At 76.3% G+C, this 21,836-nt stretch carries 10 protein-coding genes and 1 pseudogene; 7 read left to right on the forward strand and 4 right to left on the reverse strand.

Annotated features, from left to right (window positions below):
- Positions 1-18: 18 nt before the first annotated feature.
- A pseudogene (locus J2S66_RS07660) lies at positions 19-6,096 on the forward strand (SDR family NAD(P)-dependent oxidoreductase); the annotation flags it as partial.
- A 67-nt stretch (positions 6,097-6,163) separates the two neighbouring features.
- Here the strand turns inward: J2S66_RS07660 and J2S66_RS07665 are convergent.
- Entirely contained in the window at positions 6,164-6,925 is a 762-nt protein-coding gene (locus tag J2S66_RS07665; RefSeq protein ID WP_306747651.1) for a DeoR/GlpR family DNA-binding transcription regulator, read from the reverse strand.
- A 46-nt stretch (positions 6,926-6,971) separates the two neighbouring features.
- Positions 6,972-7,760: a thioesterase II family protein gene (locus J2S66_RS07670; RefSeq protein ID WP_310305574.1), complete on the reverse strand. Its 789-nt coding sequence runs from the start codon at positions 7,758-7,760 to the stop codon at positions 6,972-6,974.
- 125 nt (positions 7,761-7,885) lie between these two features.
- Here J2S66_RS07670 and J2S66_RS07675 point away from each other — a divergent pair, with 125 nt between their 5' ends.
- Entirely contained in the window at positions 7,886-10,522 is a 2,637-nt protein-coding gene (locus J2S66_RS07675; protein ID WP_310305576.1) for an AAA family ATPase, read from the forward strand.
- A 53-nt stretch (positions 10,523-10,575) separates the two neighbouring features.
- Here the strand turns inward: J2S66_RS07675 and J2S66_RS07680 are convergent, their stop codons facing one another.
- Complete coding sequence (locus tag J2S66_RS07680; protein WP_310305580.1) at positions 10,576-11,997, reverse strand: acyl-CoA carboxylase subunit beta; 1,422 nt, start codon at positions 11,995-11,997, stop codon at positions 10,576-10,578.
- Between the two features lie 106 nt (positions 11,998-12,103).
- On the reverse strand, positions 12,104-12,703 hold the full coding sequence (locus tag J2S66_RS07685) for a DUF742 domain-containing protein (protein ID WP_310305584.1): 600 nt from the start codon (positions 12,701-12,703) through the stop codon (positions 12,104-12,106).
- Between the two features lie 258 nt (positions 12,704-12,961).
- Here J2S66_RS07685 and J2S66_RS07690 point away from each other — a divergent pair, with 258 nt between their 5' ends.
- From J2S66_RS07690 to mtlA, 5 genes are all read left to right on the forward strand, one after another.
- Entirely contained in the window at positions 12,962-15,559 is a 2,598-nt protein-coding gene (locus tag J2S66_RS07690) for an AAA family ATPase (RefSeq protein ID WP_310305587.1), read from the forward strand.
- 1 nt (position 15,560) lies between these two features.
- Positions 15,561-18,389: an ATP-binding protein gene (locus tag J2S66_RS07695; protein WP_310305590.1), complete on the forward strand. Its 2,829-nt coding sequence runs from the start codon at positions 15,561-15,563 to the stop codon at positions 18,387-18,389.
- Positions 18,390-18,762: 373 nt separating this feature from the next.
- The gene (locus tag J2S66_RS07700; protein ID WP_310305593.1) at positions 18,763-19,470 is read left to right on the forward strand and encodes a PAS domain-containing protein; all 708 of its coding nucleotides are present in this window, start codon (positions 18,763-18,765) and stop codon (positions 19,468-19,470) included.
- Between the two features lie 194 nt (positions 19,471-19,664).
- Entirely contained in the window at positions 19,665-20,600 is a 936-nt protein-coding gene (gene pfkB / locus J2S66_RS07705) for a 1-phosphofructokinase (protein ID WP_344960242.1), read from the forward strand.
- A 106-nt stretch (positions 20,601-20,706) separates the two neighbouring features.
- Positions 20,707-21,822, forward strand: a complete 1,116-nt coding sequence (mtlA, locus tag J2S66_RS07710; protein ID WP_310305595.1) for a mannitol-specific PTS transporter subunit IIC — start codon at positions 20,707-20,709, stop codon at positions 21,820-21,822.
- Positions 21,823-21,836: the final 14 nt, after the last annotated feature.

The raw sequence follows: 21,836 nt of genomic DNA on the forward strand, positions 1-21,836 counted from the left end.
GGACGGCAGAGGATGAACGAGGACAAGCTGCTCGGCTACCTGCGGAAGGTCACCGCCGAACTGGCGCAGACCCGGGAGCGGCTGGCCGACGCGGAGTCGCGCGGGCAGGAGCCCGTCGCGATCGTGGGCATGAGCTGCCGCTACCCCGGCGGGGTCGACGACCCGGACGCCCTGTGGCGGCTGGTGGACTCCGGCGGCGACGCCATCAGCCCGCTGCCGGTCAACCGGGGCTGGCCCGTGGAGCTGCTGAACGAGAACGGGCCCGGCCGGGGCGGGTTCCTGCACGACGCCGCCGACTTCGACCCGGCGTTCTTCGGCATCTCACCGCGCGAGGCGCTGGCCATGGACCCGCAGCAGCGGCTGCTGCTGGAGTCGGCGTGGGAGGCCGTGGAGCACGCGGGCATCGTCCCGGCGTCGCTGCGCGGCACCCGCACCGGCGTGTACCTCGGCGTCATGTACGGCGACTACGGCATCCTGCTCCAGACCTCCGAGGGCGACCACGAGGGCTACCAGGGCAACGGCAGCGCGGGCAGCATCGCGTCCGGCCGCGTGGCCTACACCCTCGGCCTGGAGGGGCCGACCCTGACCGTCGACACGGCGTGCTCGTCGTCCCTGGTGACGCTGCACCTCGCCGTGCGGGCGCTGCGGTCGGGGGAGTGCTCGCTGGCGCTGGCGGGCGGGGTCGCGGTGATGGTGCTGCCCTCGGCGTTCACCGAGTACGGCGCACAGGGCGCGCTGGCCCACGACGGCCGCTGCAAGGCTTTCTCCGACGCCGCCGACGGCCTCGGCTGGTCGGAGGGCGTCGGCACGCTCGTGCTGGAGCGGTTGTCCGACGCGCGCCGCAACGGCCACCGCGTGCTCGCCGTGGTGCGGGGCAGCGCGGTGAACTCCGACGGCGCGTCCAACGGGCTCACCGCGCCCAACGGCCCGTCGCAGCAGCGGGTGATCCGGCAGGCGCTCGCCGACGCGGGCCTCGGCACGGCCGACGTGGACCTGGTCGAGGCGCACGGCACCGGCACCGTGCTGGGTGACCCGATCGAGGCGCAGGCGCTGCTCGCGACCTACGGCCAGGGCCGCGCCGAGCCGCTGCGCCTGGGGTCGATCAAGTCCAACCTCGGCCACACCCAGGCGGCGGCCGGCGTGGCCGGCATCGTCAAGGTGGTGCAGGCGATGCGGCACGGCGTCGTGCCGCGCACCCTGCACGTGACCGAGCCGTCCAGCCGGGTCGACTGGGCGGCGGGCGCGGTGTCGCTCGCGCTGGAGCCCGAGCCGTGGCCGCCGGTCGACCGGCCGCGCCGGGCGGCGGTGTCGTCGTTCGGGGTGAGCGGCACCAACGCGCACGTCGTGCTGGAACAGGCCGAGGAGGTCGAGGAGCCCGCCGACCGGGCCGGCCTGCCCGGCGGTGCGGTGCCGTGGGTGCTGAGCGGTCGCACGCCGGCCGCCCTGCGCGCCCAGGCCGAGCGCCTGCTGGAGCGCCTCGCCCCCGACGCCGACCCGCTGGACGTGGGCTGCTCGCTGGCGCTCACCCGGACCGCCTTCGAGCACCGGGCCGCCATCGCCGGGACCTCGGTGGAGGACCTGCGCGCCGGCCTGGCCGCTGTCGCCGCCGGGGACCCGGCCGCCGCCACCGGCGTGGCCACCCGCGTCGAGCGCCCGGTCTTCGTGTTCCCCGGCCAGGGCGCGCAGTGGACCGGCATGGGCCGCGAACTCCTCGACGGCCACCCCGCGTTCGCCGCGCGCGCGGCCGAGTGCGACCGCGCCCTCACCCCGCACCTCGACTGGTCGCCGCTAGCCGTCCTGCGCGGCGAGCCGGGCACCCCGCCCGCCGACCGGGTCGACGTCGTGCAACCGCTGCTGTTCACCGTGATGGTGTCCCTGGCCGCCGTCTGGCGGGCCGCCGGGGTCGAACCCGCCGCCGTGATCGGCCACTCGCAGGGCGAGATCGCCGCCGCCTGCGTGGCGGGCGCGCTGTCCCTCGACGACGCCGCGCTCGTCGTCGCCGTGCGCAGCGGGCTGATCGGCGAGCGGATGGCCGGTCGCGGCCGGATGCTCACCGCCATGGCACCGGCCGACCACCTCGCGGCGGTGCTGCGCCGGCTGGATCTCGCGCCCGAGCAGGTCGCCGTCGCCGCCGTCAACGGCCCGCGCACCACCACCCTCTCCGGCGACCCCGACGCGATGACCCTGGTCGAACGCGCCCTCGCCGCCGAGCGGGTCATGCGCTGGCCGCTGCCGGGCGTCGACTTCGCCGCGCACTCGCCGCACGTGGCCGTGCTGCGCGACGACCTGCTGCCCGCCCTCGCCGGCGTGACGCCCCGCGCGTGCTCCGTGGCGTTCCACTCGACGTGCGACGACCGGGCCGTGCCCGGCGGCGAGCTGGACGCCGGGTACTGGTACCGCAACCTGGCCGAACCGGTGCGCTTCGCCGACGGCGTCCGCGCGCTGGCCGCGGCGGGGCACCGGGTGTTCCTGGAAGTCGGCCCGCAGCCCGTGCTGTCGCTGGGCATCCGGGAAACCCTGGAGGAGGCGGGCGCGGACGCCGTCGTGCTGCCCACCCTCCGCGCGGACGACGGCGGGCCGGGCCGGGTCGCGGCCTCGATCGGCGCCGCGTTCGCGCACGGCGTCCCGGTCGACTGGGCGCGGGTCTTCGAGGGCAGCGGCGCGCGGGCCGTGCCGCTGCCGACCTACGCCTTCCAGCGGCAGACGCTGTGGCCCAAGGGCTCCCTGCTCGGGGCGGGCGACGTGGCGGCGGCCGGGCTGGACCGGCCGGACCACCCGCTGTTGGGCGCGCTCGTGCGGCTGCCCGGTGACGGCGGCCCGGTGTTCGCCGCCCGGCTGGCCGCCGGCACGCCCGACTGGCTCGCCGACCACGCGTTCGGCGGCACGGTGCTGTTCCCCGCCACCGGGTTCCTCGAACTCGCCGTGCGCGCGGGCGACGAGGTCGGTTGCGCCCTGGTCCGGGAGCTGACCGTGCACGCCCCGCTGGCCGTCGACGCGCCCGTGCAGCTGCGGGTCGTCGTGGGCGCCGACGACGGCGGCAGCCGGTCGGTCGCGGTGCACTCCCGTCCCGACGACGACCCCGACGCGCCGTGGACGCGCCACGCGGTCGGCGTCCTGGCCCCCGACGAGCCCGGTGGGAGCGTGGTCGGGCCGCTGCCCGCCGACGCGTCCGAAGTGGACCTCGGCGGGCACTACGACCGCCTCGGCGCGGCCGGGTTCGGCTACGGGCCCGCGTTCCGCGGCCTCACCGCCGCGTGGCGGCACGACGGCGAGGTGACCGCCGACGTGGTGCTGCCCGAACCGGTGCGGGCGCAGGCGGGCGACTACGGCCTGCACCCCGCGCTGCTCGACGCCGCGCTGCACGCCGTCGGCTTCACCGGCCCCGGCGCGGACCGGCCGCACCTGCCGTTCTCGTGGTCCGGCGTGCGCCTGCACGCCTCGGGCGCGCGGGCGCTGCGCGTGCGGCTGACCCCGGTCGGCGACGCGGAGTTCGCCCTGACCGCCGTCGACCCGGACGGCGGGCTGGTGCTCACCGTCGACGAACTCGCCCTGCGGCCGGTGGCCGGCGCCCCGGAGCGCGACACCAGGTCGCTGTACCGGGTGGAGTGGACCGCCCGGCTGGCCGAGGCCGACGCGCCGACCGGCACGTGGGCGGTCGCCGGGAACGACGAGCTCGACGTCACCGCCGCCCTGCACGCCTCGGGCCGCGTCACCGACACCGTGCCGGACACGGCGGCGGCGGGTCTGCTGCCCGAACCGCCGCGGGCCGTGCTGCTGCCGGTGACCGCCGAACCCCTCGCGGACGAGGCGGCGGCCACCGAGGAGGCGTTGGCCCGCGTGCTGGGCGAGGTGCAGGCGTTCCTGGCCGACGACCGGCTGCTGGACAGCGTGCTGGTCGTCGTCACCCGGGGCGCCACGGCGGACCGGCCCGACCTCGCCGGCGCGGCCGTGGCGGGCCTCGTCCGGTCCGCGCAGTCGGAGAACCCCGGCCGCATCCTGCTCGTGGACCTCGACGGCGAGGTGTCCTCGCTCGCCGCCCTCGGCGACGCGGCGGCCCGTGCGGCGGCCCTGGGGGAGACCCAGGTCGCCCTGCGCGACGGCGTCGCGCTCGTCGGCAGGCTCGTGCGCTGCGACCCCGAGCCCGGCGAGGCGCCGCGGTGGGGCGCGGGGGCGGTGCTGGTCACCGGTGGCACCGGCGGGCTGGGCTCGCTCGTCGCCCGGCACCTGGTGGCCGCGCACGGCGTGCGGCGGCTGCTGCTGGTCGGCCGGCGCGGTCCCGCCGCCGAGGGCGTGGGCGCGCTGGTCGCCGACCTCACGGCCGCCGGCGCGCACGTCGACGTGGTGGCCTGCGACGTGGCCGACCGGGCCGCGCTGACCGGCCTGCTCACCGAGCACCCGGTGACCGCCGTCGTGCACACCGCCGGCGTCCTGGACGACGGCGTGCTGGGCTCGCTGACCCCCAAGCGGCTGTCGGCGGTGTTCGGCCCCAAGGCGGACGCCGCCTGGCACCTGCACGAGCTGACCCGCGGGGCCGGGCTGTCCGCGTTCGTGCTGTTCTCCTCGTTCGCCGGCCTCGCGGGCACGCCCGGCCAGGCCAACTACGCCGCGGCCAACGCCTTCCTCGACGCCCTCGCCGCCCGCCGCCGCGCGGACGGCCTCGCCGCGACGTCCCTCGCCTGGGGCACCTGGGCTTCGGCGGGCAGCCGGGACAGCGCGATGTCGGCCCGCCTCACCGACACCGACCTGCGCCGGCTCGCCGCGGGCGGGGTCGTGCCGCTGGGCGCCCAGGAAGGGCTGGCGCTGTTCGACGCGGCGACCGCCCGCGCCGACGCGGCGGTGGCGCCGGTCCGGTTCGACCTGCCCGGCCTGCGGGCGCTGCCGCAGCCGCCGCCGTTGCTGCGCGCCCTGGTCCCGGCCGCCCGGCGCACCGCCGCGGCGAGCACGACCGGGGGCCGCGACCTGCGGCGCGACCTCGCCGAGCTGGACGGGGCCACCCGGCTCGCCCGGCTCACCGACCTGGTGCGCGGCCTGGCCGCCGCCGTGCTCGGCCACCCCGACACCGACGCCGTCACACCCGAACGGGATTTCCCCGACCTCGGGTTCGACTCGCTCACCGCGATGGACCTGCGCAACCGGCTGCGCGCGGCGACCGGTCTCGCGCTGCCCGCCGGGCTGGTGTTCGAGCACCCCAGCCCGGTCGAACTGGCCGGGCACCTGGCCCGCGAACTGGACACCGCGCCCGACGAGCCCACCGCGACGGCCCGGCCGGCCGGGGAGGACACCGTCACCGCGCTGTTCCACCGCGCCCAGGCCGAGGGCCGCGCCGACGCCGCGATGGACCTGGTGCGCAGCGTCGCCCGGCTCCGGCCGGTGTTCGCCGACGCGCGGGGCCTCACCCGGCCCGTCCGGCCGGTGCGGCTGGCCAGGGGAGGGGCGGGCTCGCCGCACGTCGTCTGCGTCCCCGCCCTGGTGGCGCTCGCGGGCGTGCAGCAGTACGCGCGGTTCGCCGCCCGCTGCCGGGGGCGGGCCGACGTGTCCGCCGTGCCGCTGCCCGGGTTCACCGAGGGCGACGCCCTGCCCGCCGACCGGAACGCCCTGGTGGGCGTGCTCGCCGACGCCCTGGGAGCCGACGCCTCGGAGTCCGGCCCGCTCGTGCTGCTGGGCTCGTCCACGGGCGGCCTGCTGGCGCACGCGGTGGCGGAGGAGTTGGTCGCCCGCGGCACGCCGCCCGCCGGGGTCGTGCTCGCCGACACCTACCTGATGGACGCCGACTTCGTCCGCACCTCCGGCACGGGGCTGCTCGGCGGGCTCACCGAGCGCAACAGCGGGTTCGCCGCGCCCGGCAGCGCGGGATTGTCCGCGATGGCCTGGTGCTTCGACCTGATGTGGGACTGGCGGCCGTCGCGCGTGGGCGTGCCGACGCTGCTGCTGCGGGCCACGGAACCGCTGGCGCCCGAGCAGGAGGGCACCGACTGGCGCTCGCGCTGGGACACCGCGGACGCGGTCGCCGACGTGAGCGGCAACCACTTCACGATCATGGAGGACCGGGTGGCCGGGACCGCCGACACCGTCCTGGGGTGGTTGGCCGGGCGGTGACCCCGGCGGTGCGCGACGGCGGCCGGCCCGTTCGCACGGACCGGCCGCCGTCGCGCACGACGCCGCGTCAGACGATGACCACGCGCGGGCCGGCCGCCCGGAGCTCCTCGGCGACGGCGGAGTCGGTGCCGGAGTCGGTGATGAGCGTTTCGATGTCGCCGAGGTCGGCGAACCGCGCGAAGTGGTCGTTGCCGATCTTGGTGTGGTCCGCGAGCAGGACGCAGCGGCGCGCGGCGCCGATGGCGGCGCGCTTGACCATGGCCTCGGCGGGGTCGGGAGTGGTGAGGCCGCGTTCGGACGACAGGCCGTTGGTGGCGATGAAGGCGACTTCGACGAAGCTGTCCTTGAGCGCCTGCAACGCCCAGGCGTCGACGGTGGCCAGGGTGCGGCTGCGCAGTCGGCCGCCGACCAGCATCACGGTGAGGTTGGGCCTGCTGGTCAGCATCAGCGCGATGTTCACCGAGTGGGTGACGACGGTGAGCTCGCGGTCCAGGGGCAGCAGGTCGGCCATCTTCGCGGTGGTGGTGCCCGCGTCGAGCAGGATGGTGCCCTCGTCGGGCAGCAGTGCCAGCGCGGCCTTGGCGATGCGCTCCTTCTCGGCCGTCATCACGCCTTCGCGGGTGGCGATGGCGGGTTCGAAACCGAGGCGCTCAACGGGGATGGCGCCGCCGTGGACCCGGCGCAACACGCCGTGGCGCTCCAGCGCGGTCAGGTCGCGGCGGATCGTCTCGGTGGTGACGGCGAACTCCTCCGCCAACGCGGCGACGTCGACCCGGCCCTTGGCACGGGCGCGATCGAGGATGACCTGCTGGCGCTCCTCCGCGTACACGTCCTACCCCACCCCCTGCGCGGAACCCCGGGAAGTCTAGTCGCGGTCATCCGAGCCCGGCAACGCGGTCGAGCTCGACCTCGATGGCCGACGCGACCGCCGCCTGCTGCGCGATGAGGAAGAAGTGCCCACCCGGGAACTCCCGCACGCGGAACGCGCCGGTCGTGTGCTCCCGCCACGCCTCCGCCTCGGCTGCCGTCGTCTTCGGGTCGTCGACACCGGTGAGCACCGTGATCGGGCACGACACGACGCGGCCGGGCGGGCACCGGTACGTCTCGATCGCGCGGTAGTCGCCGCGGATCGCGGGCAGCGCCATGCGCAGGATCTCCTCGTCGCCCAGCACGGCGGCCTCGGTGCCGTTGAGCAGCCGCAGCTCGGCGATCACCCCCTCGTCGTCGAGGCGGTGCACGGTCTCGTCGCGGTGCGTGGAGGGACCGCGGCGGCCCGAGGCGAGCAGCGCGGCCGGCGCGCCGGGCAACCCGGCGCGCTCCAGCCGCCACGCCACCTCGAACGCCAGCACCGCGCCCATGCTGTGCCCGAAGAACGCGGTGGGCCGGGGCGCGAGGGCGGCCAGTTCGGCGACGACGCGGTCCGCGAGCGTGCCGATGTCGTCCAGGCACGGCTCCCGGCGTCGGTCCTGGCGACCGGGGTACTGCACGGCCACCACGTCCGCGCCGGGGGCGAAGCGGGCCGACAGCGGGTGGTAGAAGCTGGCCGACCCGCCCGCGTGCGGGAAGCACACGAGCCGGACGGGGCTGTTCCCGCCGGGGTGGTACCGGCGCAGCCAGGCGGTCGAGGTCGTGTCTGCGGGTGTCGTCACGCGAGTCGTGCTCACGTTGCCAGTGAACAGTTCGCCCGACCGGCAAATCACTAGAAACGGACAACGGGCGGCCGTCCACGCGCGATCGGCGGATAGCGTTGGTCCCCGCGGGTGCGACAGCGCTGTCGGGAGGGGGCTTCATGCCGCAGGGCCTGCTCGGTCGGGAGGCCGAGCTGACCGCGGTGCGCCGCGCGGTGGCCCGGGCGCGTGCGGGCGGCGCCGGGGTCGTCCTGCTGCGCGGACCGCGCGGCAGCGGCAAGACCGCGCTCCTCGACGCGTGCGCCGGGCTGGTCGGCGTGCCCGTCCGGTCGGTGCGCTGCACCGAGGGCGCCGCGCCGGGCGAGGTGGTGGCGGGGCTGGTGCCGGACGCGTCCCCGGCGGGCTGCGCGCCGCCGTCCCACCGCTACCGGACGCGGCTGCGCGAACTGACCCGCGACGCGCCGCTGGCGCTGCTGCTGGACGACGCGCACTGGTGCGACGCCGAATCCGCCGAGACGCTGGACCTCCTGGTCAGGCGCGTTCCGCGGCTCCTCGTGGTGGCCGCAGTCGGCGGTGCGCCCCGGTCGGCGGACGGCACCTGGGGCGTGGCCGCGGCGCGCTCGCACGCGGTGGACCTCGCCCCGCTCACCGAGGCGGAGGTCGCCGAACTCGTGCGCCGCGAGTGGGGCGTGCCCGGCGACCCGGGGTTCGCCGCCGACTGCGCGCGCGTCACCGCGGGCAACCCGCTGGCCCTGCGACTCCTGCTGGACCGGCTCAGGCACGCAGGCGTGCGTCCCGAGAGCCGGTCGACGCGGGCGGTCGTCGCCGAGGGCGTCGAGGTGCTGGCCGACCTGCTGCCCGCCCACCTGACCCGCCCCGACGACGCGCCGGCCGTGGCGGAGGCGGTCGCCGTGCTCGGGATGACCGACCCGGCGTCGGTGGCGACGCTGGTGGGCGTGTCCGAACCGCTGGCCGCGGCCGTGCTCGCCGACCTCGGGTGCGCGGTCCTCCCGCGTGCCGCCGATCCCCGTGCCGCCGATCCCCGTGCCGCCGCCGAACCGGCCGGCCTCGACCTCGCCGCGCGGGCCCGCCTGCTGGGCGTCCTGTTCGCCGAGCTCGACCCGGCGGAGGTGGCCGTGCGGCACGCCCGCGCGGCCCGGATGCTCAGCGACGCGGGACGTCCCGCCGCCGAGATCGCGCCCCACCTGCTGGCCCTGCCCGAGCTGCCCCAGCGCTGGATGCGGGTGGTCCTGCGGGACGCCGCCCGCGTCGCGCCCGACCACGACACGACCGTGCGCTACCTCGACCGCGTCCTCACCGACTTCCCGGGGGACGTCCCGGCGCTGGTCGACTACGCGCGCGCCGTCGGCGACCGCGACCCGCACGCCGCGGACCGGCTGCTGCGCTCGGGCCTCGACGCCGCCGGCGACCCGCACGAGCGCGCCACGCTCGCCATCGAACTCGCGCTCCTCGCCCCCGCCGTGCCCAGGGCGGAGCCGGTGCTGCCGCTGCTGGACGACGCGCTGCGCCCGCTCGTCGGCGCCGACCGCGAACTGCTCGTGCGCGGCCGGGCGGCGCGGCTGGCGGCGAGCTGGACGCGCGCCGCGGAGGTCTCGGGGGAGTCGGCGCACCAGGCGCCCGCGGGCGACACCCCGGCCGAGCGGGTGGTGCTGGCGCTGCTCGCGTTCACCGACCTGCTGGGCGCGGCCCCGGCGGCGACCGCCGCGGCCCGCGCCCGGACGGCCCTCGCCGAACCGGGCGACCTGGGGTGGCCGCACGCCGCCGCCGCGTTCGCGCTCGCCGCGGCCGGGGACCCGGGCACGGCGGTCGCCCACCTCGGGCGGGTCCTGGACACCGCCGCCCCGACCGGGTGGACGCGGGCGCTCGCGGCGCTGCTGCGCGCCCTGGTCGTCGTCGACACCGGCGACCCGGCGGACGCGGTCGCCGACGCGTCCGCCGCGATCGACGCGCTGCGCACCGTGGACACCGCCCGGGTCGTCCTGGCCATCGCCCTGCACCGCCGGGGCGACACGCGGGCCGCCCTGGACGCGCTGCCCGGTACCGGCGCCGACGTCCCGGTGCTGGGGCGGCCCCTCGGCCTGCTGCTGCGCGCGGACGCGGCCGAGGTGGCCGGGCGGCCGGACGAGGCGCTGCGCCACCTCGACCGGTGCGCCGTCGAGACGTCCGAACTGGGCGTGGGCAACTCCGTCCTCGCTCCCTGGTGGCTGCCCTCCGCCCGCCTGCACGCCGCCGCGGGTCGTTCCCGTCAGGCCGCCCACGCCGCGGCGGCGGCCTGGGCGGCGGCCGACCGGTGGGACACCCCCGTGTCGCGCGGCCTGGCGTTGCTCACCGCCGGCCACGCCGCCGACCGCTCCGGCGTCGACTTGATCTCCGACGCGGTGGACGTGCTGGCGGGCACCCCGAACACCTGGCACCGCGTGCACGCCGAGGTGGACCTCGCCGAGGCGTTGTTGCGGGGCGGCGACCGGGGCGGCGCGCGCAAGTGGTTCCGCGCCGCGGCGGACCGGGCGGGCCGCACCGGTTACCGGGCCGTGGCCGAGCGGCTGAGGGCCCGCCTGGTCGCCGCGGGCGGGCGCCTGCACCGCGGCGCGGACGAGGGGCTGACCGTCGCCGAGCGCCGGGTCGCCGAACTGGCCGGGGCCGGCGTGACGAACCGGGAGATCGCCGAACGCCTCCGGATCACCCTGCGCACGGTGGAGACCCACCTGACCAACGTCTACCGCAAGCTCGACCTGCCCGGCCGGTCCGCCCTGCGCCCACCGTCCGAACGGGACTGAGGGACCGGGCGGACCGGCGGGAGGCCCCTGCGGGGGATTCCTGCCAGGGATTCCTAGAGGGGGATGTTGCCGTGCGCGCCGCGCGCCGGCGCGGCGCCGGCCAGCAGGTGGGCGATCCGGCCGCGGGTCGCGGCGGGGTCGACGACCTCGTCCACCACGCCGATGCTCATGGCCAACCCGACGCCGCCCGCGATCACCTCGTGCTCGGCGGCCAGCCGCTCGCGCAGCGCGGCCCGCTTCTCCGGCGACTCGACGGCGGCCAGCTTGCGCCGGTGGATGATGTCCACCGCCGCGCCCGCGCCCATCACGGCCACCTCCGCGTCGGGCCACGCCAGCACGGCGGTGGCCCCGAGGGAGCGGGAGTTCATGGCGATGTACGCGCCGCCGTACGACTTGCGGGTCACCAGCGTCACCCGGGGCACCGTGGCCTCGGCGAAGGCGTACAGCAGCTTCGCGCCCCGCCGCACGACGCCGTTCCACTCCTGCGCCGCGCCGGGCAGGTAGCCGGGGACGTCGACCAGCACGACCAGCGGCACGCCGAACGAGTCGCACAGGCGCACGAACCGCGACGCCTTCTCCGCCGACAGCGAGTCCAGGCACCCGCCCTTGCGCAGCGGGTTGTTCGCCACCACGCCGACGGTCCGCCCGCCCAGCCGCCCGAAGCCGACCACGACGTTGGGCGCCCACTTGGCCTGGAGCTCGACGAACGGCCCACTGTCCAGCAGCCCGCGCACCAGCGGCCGCACGTCGTAGGCCCGCCTCGGGTTGTCCGGCAGGCACGCGCGCAGGTCGGGGTCGTCGCCGAGCGATCCGGTGTCCACCGAGCCCTGGTCCGCCAGCAGCGACACCAGTTCGCGGGTGTGGTCGAGCGCCTCGTCCTCGGTGTCCACCGCGACGTGCACGACGCCGGACTTGCGGCCGTGCGCCTCGGGACCGCCCAGCCCTTCCATGTCGACCGACTCGCCGGTCACCGCGCGCACCACGTCCGGCCCGGTGACGAACACCCGGCCCGCGCCGGACATCACCACGACGTCGGTCAGCGCCGGACCGTAGGCGGCCCCGCCGGCGGCCGGCCCGAGGACGACGGAGACCTGGGGCACCCGGCCCGAGGCGCGCACCATGGCCGCGAACATGCGCCCGATGCCGTGCATCGCCGCCACGCCCTCGGCGAGCTTCGCCCCGCCGGAGTGCCACACGCCGATGACCGGCACGTCGTCGCGCACGGCGGTGTCGATGGCGTCCACGATGGGCGGGCACTCGTCCACGCCGATCGCGCCGCCCTTGACCGTGGCGTCGGTGCAGTACACGACCACCTGGTTGCCCGCGACCTCGCCGCGCGCCACCACGACGCCCACGCCCGGCTCCCGGTACGTCACCACGGCGGTGCCCGCGTCCAGCAGCCGCTCCAGCCGCCGCACCGGGTCGCGCGGGTCGGGCACGGCGCGGCCGGCGGGCAGGTCCAGGGTCTGCGTCATCGCGCGCTCCTCCTGTCGGGGCGGGGAAGCACCAGTCAAGCCGCGCGCGACTCCGGAAAACCCCAGTACTCCGGAAACCGGGTACTCCGGCGAACCGGGTCCGGGCTCAGGCCAGGCGCAGCAGTCCGGCGTGGACGCGGTTGAGCAGTTCCAGCGACGGGCCGTCGGCGGACGGCGCGCGGTCGTCGTGCGCGACCACGAGGCCGTCGGTGATGGCGTCGCTGATCAGGACCCTGGCCACACCCAGCGGCACGCCCAGGTGCACGGCGATCTCGGCCACCGACAGGGGCGCGCGGCACATGCGGTGCAGCCGCAGGGCGGTCGCGTCGGCGGCAGGCGGCGCGCCCGGCGCGGCCGACAGGATGGTCTCCAGGCGCAGTTCGTGCGTTGCCCGCGTGCGTCCCCTGGTGCGCACGTACGGGCGTGCCGTGGGCGCCGGCTGCTCCGCCAGCTCCTCGGCGGTGAAGAACTCGGTCGGCCCTTCCGCGGGGGCCGGCTCCGGCTCGGGCCCGCGCTCCGGTTCGGACTCGGCCACCGGTTCGGGCTGGGGTTCCGGGAGCGGTTGCACCGCGGCCGGCGCGGGGGTCGGAGCCAGGGGCTTGGGGCGGAAGTCGTTGGCGGCCCACGTCTCGTAGTCGTTCCAACCGCCGAAGGCGAGGGGGTGGAACGAGGTCGCGGCAGGCTTGCTCTTGCGGCGCTTGTTCATGGCACTCGATCTGTCGGCGGGCACGCCCCCGTTGATCGGCCGATGGTGCCGGCCGAAGACTCGGGTTTCTTCCAGTCTTCCTGTGGTCGGGGTGTCGTCGCGTGCGGTCTGGGACACAGTAGGCACACTCCGCGCGTCGACAAAGGTAAAACCAGATCAACGCAGCCAAAGCCAAGCGACCTGTTTGGCGAACCAACACCAGCCAACTATGCTTGCGGCTGTGGCGGCGGTCACGTTCCGACGTCAGTGAGGAGTGTGATGGAGATCGGGACGACGCGAGACCCCGGGTCCGCGTTCGGGCCCGGCAGCCCTCGCCCCGGCGTCGCGCCGGAGTGGGCGCCCCACGCACCCGGTCTGCTCGTCGACCGCGACCACGAGGTCGAACAGCTCCGCCACGGGGTCGAAGACCTCGCCCGGCGCGGTCGTTCGGGCATGGTCACCGTCACCGGTCGCAGTGGCACGGGGCTCAGCGCGATGGTGGCGCTGCTCGTCGCGGAGGCGCGGGCCGCCGGGTTGCGGGTCGCGACGGCCCGCGGCGTGCCGGCGGAGTCCGACCTGGCCTTCGGCGTCGTGCACCAACTGGTGGCCTCGTTGTCCGAGAGCGCTCCCACGACGGCCGGCGCGATCCTGCGCGGCACGACCGGCCTGGCCGCGCGCCAGGCCGAGGAGGCCGTCATCCCGGCGCTCTGCGCGGACTTCCTCGCCGTGGCCCACGATCACCCGCTGGTCGTGGCGCTCGACGACGCCCAGTGGGCAGACGGACCGTCCTGGCGCTGGCTGCGCGCGATGGCCCGCCGCCTCGGCCAGGCCCCGCTGCTGCTGGTGCGCGCCGGCACGCACGGCCTCGACGCGCCCGGCTGCCCCGAGTGGCGACCCGAACCCGATCACCCGGCGGCCCGCGTGATGCGCCTGCGCCCGCTGCGCGAACCCGGTGTCCGCGAGGTCATCTCCGCGCGCTACCCCGGCCCGGTCGACGGCTCGTTCGTCACCGAGGCCCACACCGCGACCGGCGGCAGCCCCGCCGTGCTGCACGAGGTGCTGTCCCGGCTGGCCCGGGCGCAGCTGCCGCCCGCCGCCGAGCAGGTGCCGCACTTGACCGCCTCGGCCGCCGCCGTCCTCGGCGACCGCGCCGCCGACGCCATCGGCACCCTGCCGACCGACGCCCTCGCCCTGCTGCGCGCCCTCGTGCTGTGCGGGGAAGGCCTGGGCTTCGACCTGACCTGCGCCCTGGTCAGCCCGCGGCACGTGTCCGCCGCCACCGCCGCCGGCCTGCTGCGCCAGGTGGGGCTGATCACCGGTGGCGACGAACCGCGTCCCGCGGGGCCGGGGGTGCGCGCGGGCGCGCTGGCCGGCCTGGCAGCCGACGAGCGTGACCACCTGCTCCGCAGCGCCGTGGCGATCGGCCGCCGCGCGGCCGTCCCGGACGACCGGCTCGCCGCCCTGCTGCTCGCCGCGCCGCCCGTCGGGGAGGCGTGGGCCACCACCCTGCTGACCAAGGTCGCCGCCCGTCGCCGCGCGGCCGGGGACCACGCGGCGGCGGCGTCCCTGCTGGCCGCGGCGCTGCGCGAGCCGATGGGCGAGGAGCACAGGCTCGGCCTGCTGGTCGACCTCGGCGCGCTGGAGGTGGTGGACAACCCGCGTGCGGCCGACCGCAGGCTCCGCCAGGCCCTGCTGGAGACCGAGCCGGACGGGCCGACCGCGGTCCTCGCCGCCGACCTGCTCCACGCCCACGGCGACGCGCTCGCCGCCCGTCGCGTGATCGCCACCGCCCGTGCCCGCGGCGAGGCCGACGGCGTGGACACCACCGCCCTGGCCGCGATCGGCTGGCTGGCCGACAGCGACTGCACACCCGATGCGCTGCACCCCGCCCGCGCCTTCCCCGACCCGCCGACCGACTCGCCGGAGGTGAGCGAACCGGTCGGCGCGGGCGTCGCCGCCTGGTCGCTGGCGCTGCGGGGCGACCACCGGGCGCGGGCCCGGGCGCTCGCCCGGTGCGCCCTCGCCGCGGGCGACGACCGGCCCGCACCGTTCGGGCACCGGCTGCACGCGTGCCGGGCGCTGCTGCACGCCGACGACATCGCCTCCGCGGTCGTCGGCCTGGACGCCGTGGTCGCCGACGCGCGCCGCCGGGGCGTGCCCGCCGTGGCCGCCAACGCCCTGCTGCACCGGGGCTGGTGCGAACTGCGCCGCGGCAACCTCGCCCAGGCAGGCGACGACCTGGCGCAGGCCCGCGCGCACCTGCCCGCCGACTCGTGGCACCCGCGCCTCGTGCCGGCCCTCGTCGCCCTGGCCGGGCAGCTGCTGCTGGCCCGCGGCGAGGTCGACGACGCCGCGCGGGAGATGGCCGGCGCGCCACCCGCCGAGGCCGACCGCGGCGCGGCCTGGGGCCTGTTGCAGTACGCGCGGGGCGAGGCGGCGCTGGCGCTCGGCGACCCGGCGACGGCGCTGCGCCGGTTCGACCGCTGCGGCCGGGTGCTGCTGACCCGGGGCTGGGTGAACCCCGCGCTCGCCGCCTGGCGGTCGTTGGCCGCCGCCGCGCACGCCGCCCTCGGCGACCGCGACGCCGCCCGCGTGCTCACCGCCGACGCCGTGGAGCGGGCCGTGCGCTGGGGCGCGCCGAGCACCCTCGCGCAGGTCTCCCTGTGGGCGTCCCGGGTGGACCGGGGGAGCGGCCCCACCTGTCCACTGAGGACGGCCGGGGTCCGGACGGGCGACGACGCCGACCAGAGCATCGCCGTGCTGGCGGGCACGGGGCGTTCGGCGGGCGAGATCGCCCTGCTGCTGGACGTGCCGGTGCGGGCGGTGCACCACAGGCTCTCCGCGCTCCCCACCCCCTCCCGAGCGCCGGGGCGTTGACGTGCTCGCCGAGCGGGAGGACGCCCTCGACGCGGTCCGGCAGGGATTCGCCGCGGCCGCCACCGGTTCGCCGGGGTTGCTGCTGGTCACCGGCGCGCCGGGCTCCGGGCGCTCCGCGGTGCTCGCCGCGGCCGCGGACCTGGTGGAGGCCGGGGTGGCGCCGGCCCGGGTGCTGCGCGCCGACGCGACGCTCGCCGAGTCGGGGTTCCCGTTCGGCGTGGTGCAGCAGCTCCTCCGCCCCGCCGTCACCGGCGCCGACCCGGCCGAGCACGACCGCTGGTTCGCCGGGGCCGCGGAGGCGGTGCGACCGCTGTTCCTCGACGACGCCGCGCACGCCGCGCCGTCCACCGACGCCGTCCTGCCCGGCCTGCACGCCCTGGTCGCCCGGCTGGCCGACGACCACCCCCTCCTGCTCGCCGTCGACGACCTCCAGTGGACCGACCGGCCCTCGCTGCGCTGGCTCGCCTACCTGGCCCGCCGCCTGGGGCAGAGCCGCGTGCTGCTGCTGGCCACCTCGACCGACGGCCACGCGGTGGGCGAACCCGGCCTGGTCGACGACGTCGCCGCCTCCGCGATCCGCACGGTGCAGCTCGCCCCGCTGTCCGCGGCCGGCGTGCACCGGGTGCTGACCGCCGAGTTCGACGAGGAGGTCGACCCGGCGTTCACCGCGGCCTGCCACGCGGTGACCGGGGGCAACCCGGCCGCGCTGCTGGCCGTGGCGCACGGCCTGCACGCCCGCTCGGTCCGCCCCTCGGCGTCCGCCGCCGCGTCGGTCGCCGAGGCGAGCCACGTGCTGCTGCGCGAGCGCAGGCTGTTCCACCTCAGCACCCAGCCGTCGTCCGTCCGGGCGGCGGCCCGCGCGCTCGTCGTGCTCGGCGACACCGCAGACACCGACCTGGTCGCCGACGTCGCGGGCCTGGACGCGTTGGGCTGCAAGAGCGCCGTGCACGCGATGGACCGGCTCGGCCTGCTGTCCTCGGTGGACCCGCCGAGGCTCGTCGATCCCGCTGTCGGCGTCGCTCTGGAGGCGACGATGCCGCTGCCGCAGCGGGAAGCGCTGCACCGGCACGCCGCCACCGTCCTGCACGACGCCGGTCACCCCGCCGAGCGCGTCGCCGAGCAGCTGCTCCGGGTCACCCGCGGCTACCTGCGCTGGGAGGCGGACCTGCTGCGCAGCGCGGCGGCCTCGGCGCTGGAGCGCGGCGCGGGGGAGCGGGCCGTCCGCTACCTGCGCCGCGCGCTCCTGGCCGGGCCGCCCGGCGGACCGGAGCGGGCCAGGCTGCTGGTGGACCTGGCCGCTGCCGAGCGCGGCACCGACCCGGCGTCCTCGGTCAGCCACGTCGCCCAGGCGCTGCCCGACCTGCCCGGCGTGCCGGAGGCGGCGGTCGCCGTGCTGTCCGTGCCGTTCGCGCTGGCCGCCCGCAGCCCGTCGGTGGCCGCCGTCCTGCGCACGCACGCCGCCGCGCCCGACCCGCACCTGGCGGGTGCCAACCCGGACCTGGCGCTGCGCCTGGAGGCGCGGGGCCGCGCCCTGGACCGCTTCGGCAAGCAGGGCCTGACCGACGCGGTGGCCCGGCTGCGCGGGTTCGGCGTGGCCCGACCGCTCGACACCGGCGGGGGGCGGGAACTGCTCGCGGTCCTCGCGCACGCCGCCGCGGCGACCGCCGCGCTGCCCGCCACCGAGGTCGCCGCCCTCGGCGCGAACCTGCTCGACCGCGAGCAGGCCGACCCCGCGCACGTGCACACCGCGTTGCCGCTCGCGATCACCGCGATGGTCGCCGCGGACGCCGGCCGGGTCGCCGCGCCGTGGCTGGAACGCGCGTGGGACGCGGCGCAGCGGCAGGAGTCCGCCGGGGTCCGGTCCGCGGTGGCCGCGCAGCACGCCGCCGTGCTGGCCGCCACCGGCAACCCCGGCCGGGCCAGGGTGCTGGCGCTGGGCGTGCTCGACGGCGACGCCTCGTCGTGGCCCGAGTCCGCCGCGACCGCGACGCTGGTGCTCACCTCGATCGCCCTGCACACCCAGGACGGCGAACTCGCGCGCCGCGTGCTCGACGCCGGGCACGACGCGGCGGACCCGCGGCCGGTGCTCGCGCACCTCCTGCTGCGCGGCCTGCTGGACGCCCTCCGCGGCGACGTCGTGGCGGCGCTGGACAAGCTCCTGGACTGCGGCGAGCGCGCCGCCCGCTTCGGCTGGACCAACCCGGTCGCGCTGCCGTGGCGGGTCTGGGCGGCCGGGCTGCACCAGCGGTTGGGCGACCTGGACCGCGCCTCCGCGCTCGCCGAGCGCGAGTACGCGGCGGCCTTGGCGTGGGGCGCCCCCACGGCGGTGGGGCGCGCGCTGCGGTTGCGGGGCATGCTGCTCGGCGGTGTCGAGGGCGTCGACGCGCTGCGCGCGGCGGTGGACCGGCTGCGGGCCGGCGGCGACCCGGTCGAACTGGGGCGTGCCCAGGCGATGCTGGGCCGCCGGCTCGTCGGGCTGGGCGACCCGGCCGGGCAGCGGGCCGTCGAGGAGGCCGACCGGATCGCCCGCGCCGCCGGCGGGGTGTGGTTGGCGGGCAACGACGAGGCCGAGTTGAACGGGCCGGTGCTCCGGCTCGGCGCGTCCGGCGCCGCGGAACTCACGCGCACCGAGCAGTCGGTCGTCGCGATGGTCGTGCGCGGGTGGACGAACCAGCGCATCGCGGATTCGCTCGGGGTCACCCGGCGGGCCGTCGAGAAAAACCTGACCGGTGCTTATCGGAAACTCGGCGTGCGCGGTCGCTCGGTGTTGGTGGAGCAGTGGCGCGCGCTCGTGCCCGAGTTGGAAGCCCACGTCGTCGACGGGCGCTGAGCACAGCCGTCACACCATCGTTCACAGTGTTGTCACGGTGCGTGACCGCATGCCCGATGATCTCCGGTTCACCCCCCCCGACCACGAGCTACCTGGCTCGGCGGTGCCGGTGGGGTTCGGTCCGCGCGGCCGTTCACCGGGGTCCGCACCCGCTGACCGGGGGTACCGAACCACTCGGGTGGGTGACACCGCACGTCCGAACCGCTGTGTCCGGTCACCACGGTTTTAAGTCCGTATGGTTGCGCTTCTGTTGATTTCGGTGAGTGTGGTCCATATCATGTTACTTGTTGATTTCCTCCGGTTCGTGTGCCGGTAAATCCTTCGGCACCCGCCGTCGATCTTCGTCTCGAAACTTGGGAGGAATGGTCTTCCGATGAGCACGGATATGGCCGACATCGCGATCCAGGACGTGTACGAGACGTTTCCGGCATGGCCCTCGGACGGCGGTCGACCCGACAGCGGTCGTGGGGTCTACCGGTCCTTCTTCGAGCGCTCCGGGATGTGCGTGGCCCACTTGAACCGCTCGCTGCGCATCCTGGAGGCCAACGCGGACTTCTACCGGCAGTTCGGGCGTGGCCCGGCGGAGCTGTCCGACCGGGAGTTCTGCGACCTGCTGCACCCGAGCGTCCGCGAGCGGCTGGGGCAGCAGCTGTCCCGACTGGCGGACGGTCAGCGCCCGCGCTTCGCCGACCGGGTCGTGGCCCTGCGTCCCGGCGACAGCGCCCTCTCGGGGGAGCTGACCGGGTTCGCCGTGCACGGTGAGGCGGGCCGGGTCGACAGCGTCATGGTGCTGGTGCGCCCGGAGAAGTCGCCGGACGACGGTCACCTGGTGTCCGGCAAGGCCAAGCTGCTGACCGCCATGGACGCCCGAATCCTGGAGGGTGTGGCGGCCGGTGTGTCGACGGTGCAGCTCGCCGCGACGCTGTACCTCAGCCGGGGCGGGGTCGAGTACCACGTCTCGACGCTGCTGCGGAAGCTCAAGGTCAAGAACCGCCCGGCCCTGGTCTCCAAGGCCTACTCCATGGGCATCTTCGGCGTCGGCTCGTGGCCACCCCGGGTGCTCCCCGAGTACGTCAAGTAGTCGTACCGTCCCGCTGTGTTGGTTCGTGTGGCTTCGCCCTGGCTCCGTCGTGGCTGCGTAGCGGTGGTGCGCCTAGTGGTTCTGCTAGTTTCCGCGAAGTGGCCCTTGTGTAAACAACACAAACGGATCTAAAGTCACCCAAACCAAACCGCCCGACTGGTGGCGGTGCCGGAGAGGCTTCGAGGTGGTGTGAAGTGTTCTTGACCGTGACGGCCAATCCGAGCGTGGACCGCACAGTCGAGGTCGACCGGCTGACCAGGGGTGGGCTGCACCGCGCGTCCGGGGTGCACGTGCAGCCCGGCGGCAAGGGGATCAACGTCGCCCGCGCCCTGGTGCGCAACGGCTGCAAGGCCCGTGCCGTGGTGCCGGCCGGTGGCGCGGAGGGCGACCAGCTCATCCGCCTGCTCACCGAGTACAGCATCGAGGTCGTGCGGGTCGCCGCACTCGGCCCGGTGCGCAGCAACATCACCGTCGTCGAACCCGACGCCACGGTGACCAAGCTGAACGAGGCCGGAGCCCGGCTGAGCGGCCCCGAGCTGGAGGCGTTCTGCGACGCGGTGCTGGCCCACATGTCCGGAGTGGACTGGGTGGTCGCCGCCGGGAGCCTCCCGCCGGGGGTGCCGGCCGAGTTCTACGCCGATCTGATCAAGCGCCTCGCGCCCACCGGCGCGAAGGTCGCGGTGGACACCAGCGGCGCCGCGCTGCTGGCCGCGGTGGAGGCCGGACCGACCCTGGTCAAGCCCAACCTGGAGGAGTTGGCCGAGGCGGTCGACCGTCCACTGCGGACGCTGCGGGAGGTCGTCGACGCGGCCGGGGAACTGCGTTCCCTGGGCGCCGAAGCGGTGTTGGCCAGTCTCGGCGGGCAAGGCGCCGTGCTGGTCGACGGCGAGGGCTCCTGGCACGCCGAGGCACGGGCCGAAGCCCGCAGCTCGGTCGGCGCCGGGGACGCGCTGCTCGCCGGGTTCCTCTCCGCAGGGGGAATTGGCCCTTCCGCACTGGCCACGGGCGTCGCATGGGGAGCGGCGGCCGTTTCGTTGCCCGGCAGCACCATGCCGGGCCCGGAAGACGTGCGCGCACACCGGGTGGTGGTGCACCCGGACATCGAGTGGGATCGCCGGATCGACGAGTGATCCGACGGCACCCGCCGGTCGCCGATGCCGGGCGACGCCGCCCGGCTCCCGCCGCAACAGCGACGGCGTTCTCCCAGTCCCTCCAGCAGTAGTGGAAGTGTCAACGATGACGAGCAACGACACCCAGGCCCCTGAAGACACCCAATCCCGCGGCCAGCGCGCGCGGGTAGGCATCCAGCGCTTCGGTGGACACCTCGCCGCCATGGTCATGCCCAACATCGGCGCGTTCATCGCGTGGGGCCTGATCACCGCGATGTTCATCCCCACGGGGTGGATTCCCAACGAGACGATCGGCGAACTCGTCGGTCCGATGATCACGTTCCTGCTGCCGACCCTCATCGGGTACACCGGCGGCCGGCTGGTCCACGGCCAGCGCGGCGCGGTGGTCGGTGCGATCGCCACCTTCGGCGTGATCGTCGGCGCGGACATCCCCATGTTCCTCGGCGCGATGATCGTCGGCCCCCTCGGCGGCTTCCTGATCAAGCTCTGGGACGAGAAGGTCGGCGTGAACGTCGCGCCGGGCTTCAAGATGCTCGTCGACAACTTCAGCGCCGGCATCATCGGCGGCGCGCTCGCGGTCGGCAGCCTGTTCTCCATCGGCCCGGTCGTCGAGGGCATCACCAAGGCGCTCGGCAACGGCGTGCAGTGGCTCCTCGACGTCGGCGTGCTGCCCCTGGTGTCGGTGATCGTCGAACCCGCCAAGATCCTGTTCCTCAACAACGCCATCAACCACGGCGTGCTGAGCCCCCTGGGCGTGGCCGAGGCGCTGGAGAACGGCAAGGCGATCCACTTCCTCATCGAGTCCAACCCCGGCCCGGGCCTGGGCGTGCTCGCCGCGCTGAGCGTGTTCGGCCCCCGTGCGGCCCGCGCCACCGCCCCCGGCGCGATCGTCATCCAGTTCCTCGGCGGCATCCACGAGATCTACTTCCCGTACATCCTGGCGAACCCGAAGCTGCTGCTCTCGGTCATCACGGGTGGCGCGGCCGGCGTGCTCACGTTCAGCATCTTCGACGCGGGTCTCGTCGCGACGCCGTCGCCTGGCAGCATCATCGCCCTGATGGCCGTGACGCCGAAGGGTGGGCACTTCGGCGTCATCGCGGGTGTGCTGGCCGCGGCGGTCGTGGCGTTCGTGGTGGCCGCGGCGCTGATGAAGTTCGGCCGGGACGCCCGTCGCGAGGAGCGGGACCAGCAGATCGCCAACGGTGGCGCGGTCGCGGCCTGACCGGTCGGGACCCC

The organism is Saccharothrix longispora (genome assembly GCF_031455225.1).
Taxonomy (GTDB): domain Bacteria; phylum Actinomycetota; class Actinomycetes; order Mycobacteriales; family Pseudonocardiaceae; genus Actinosynnema; species Actinosynnema longispora.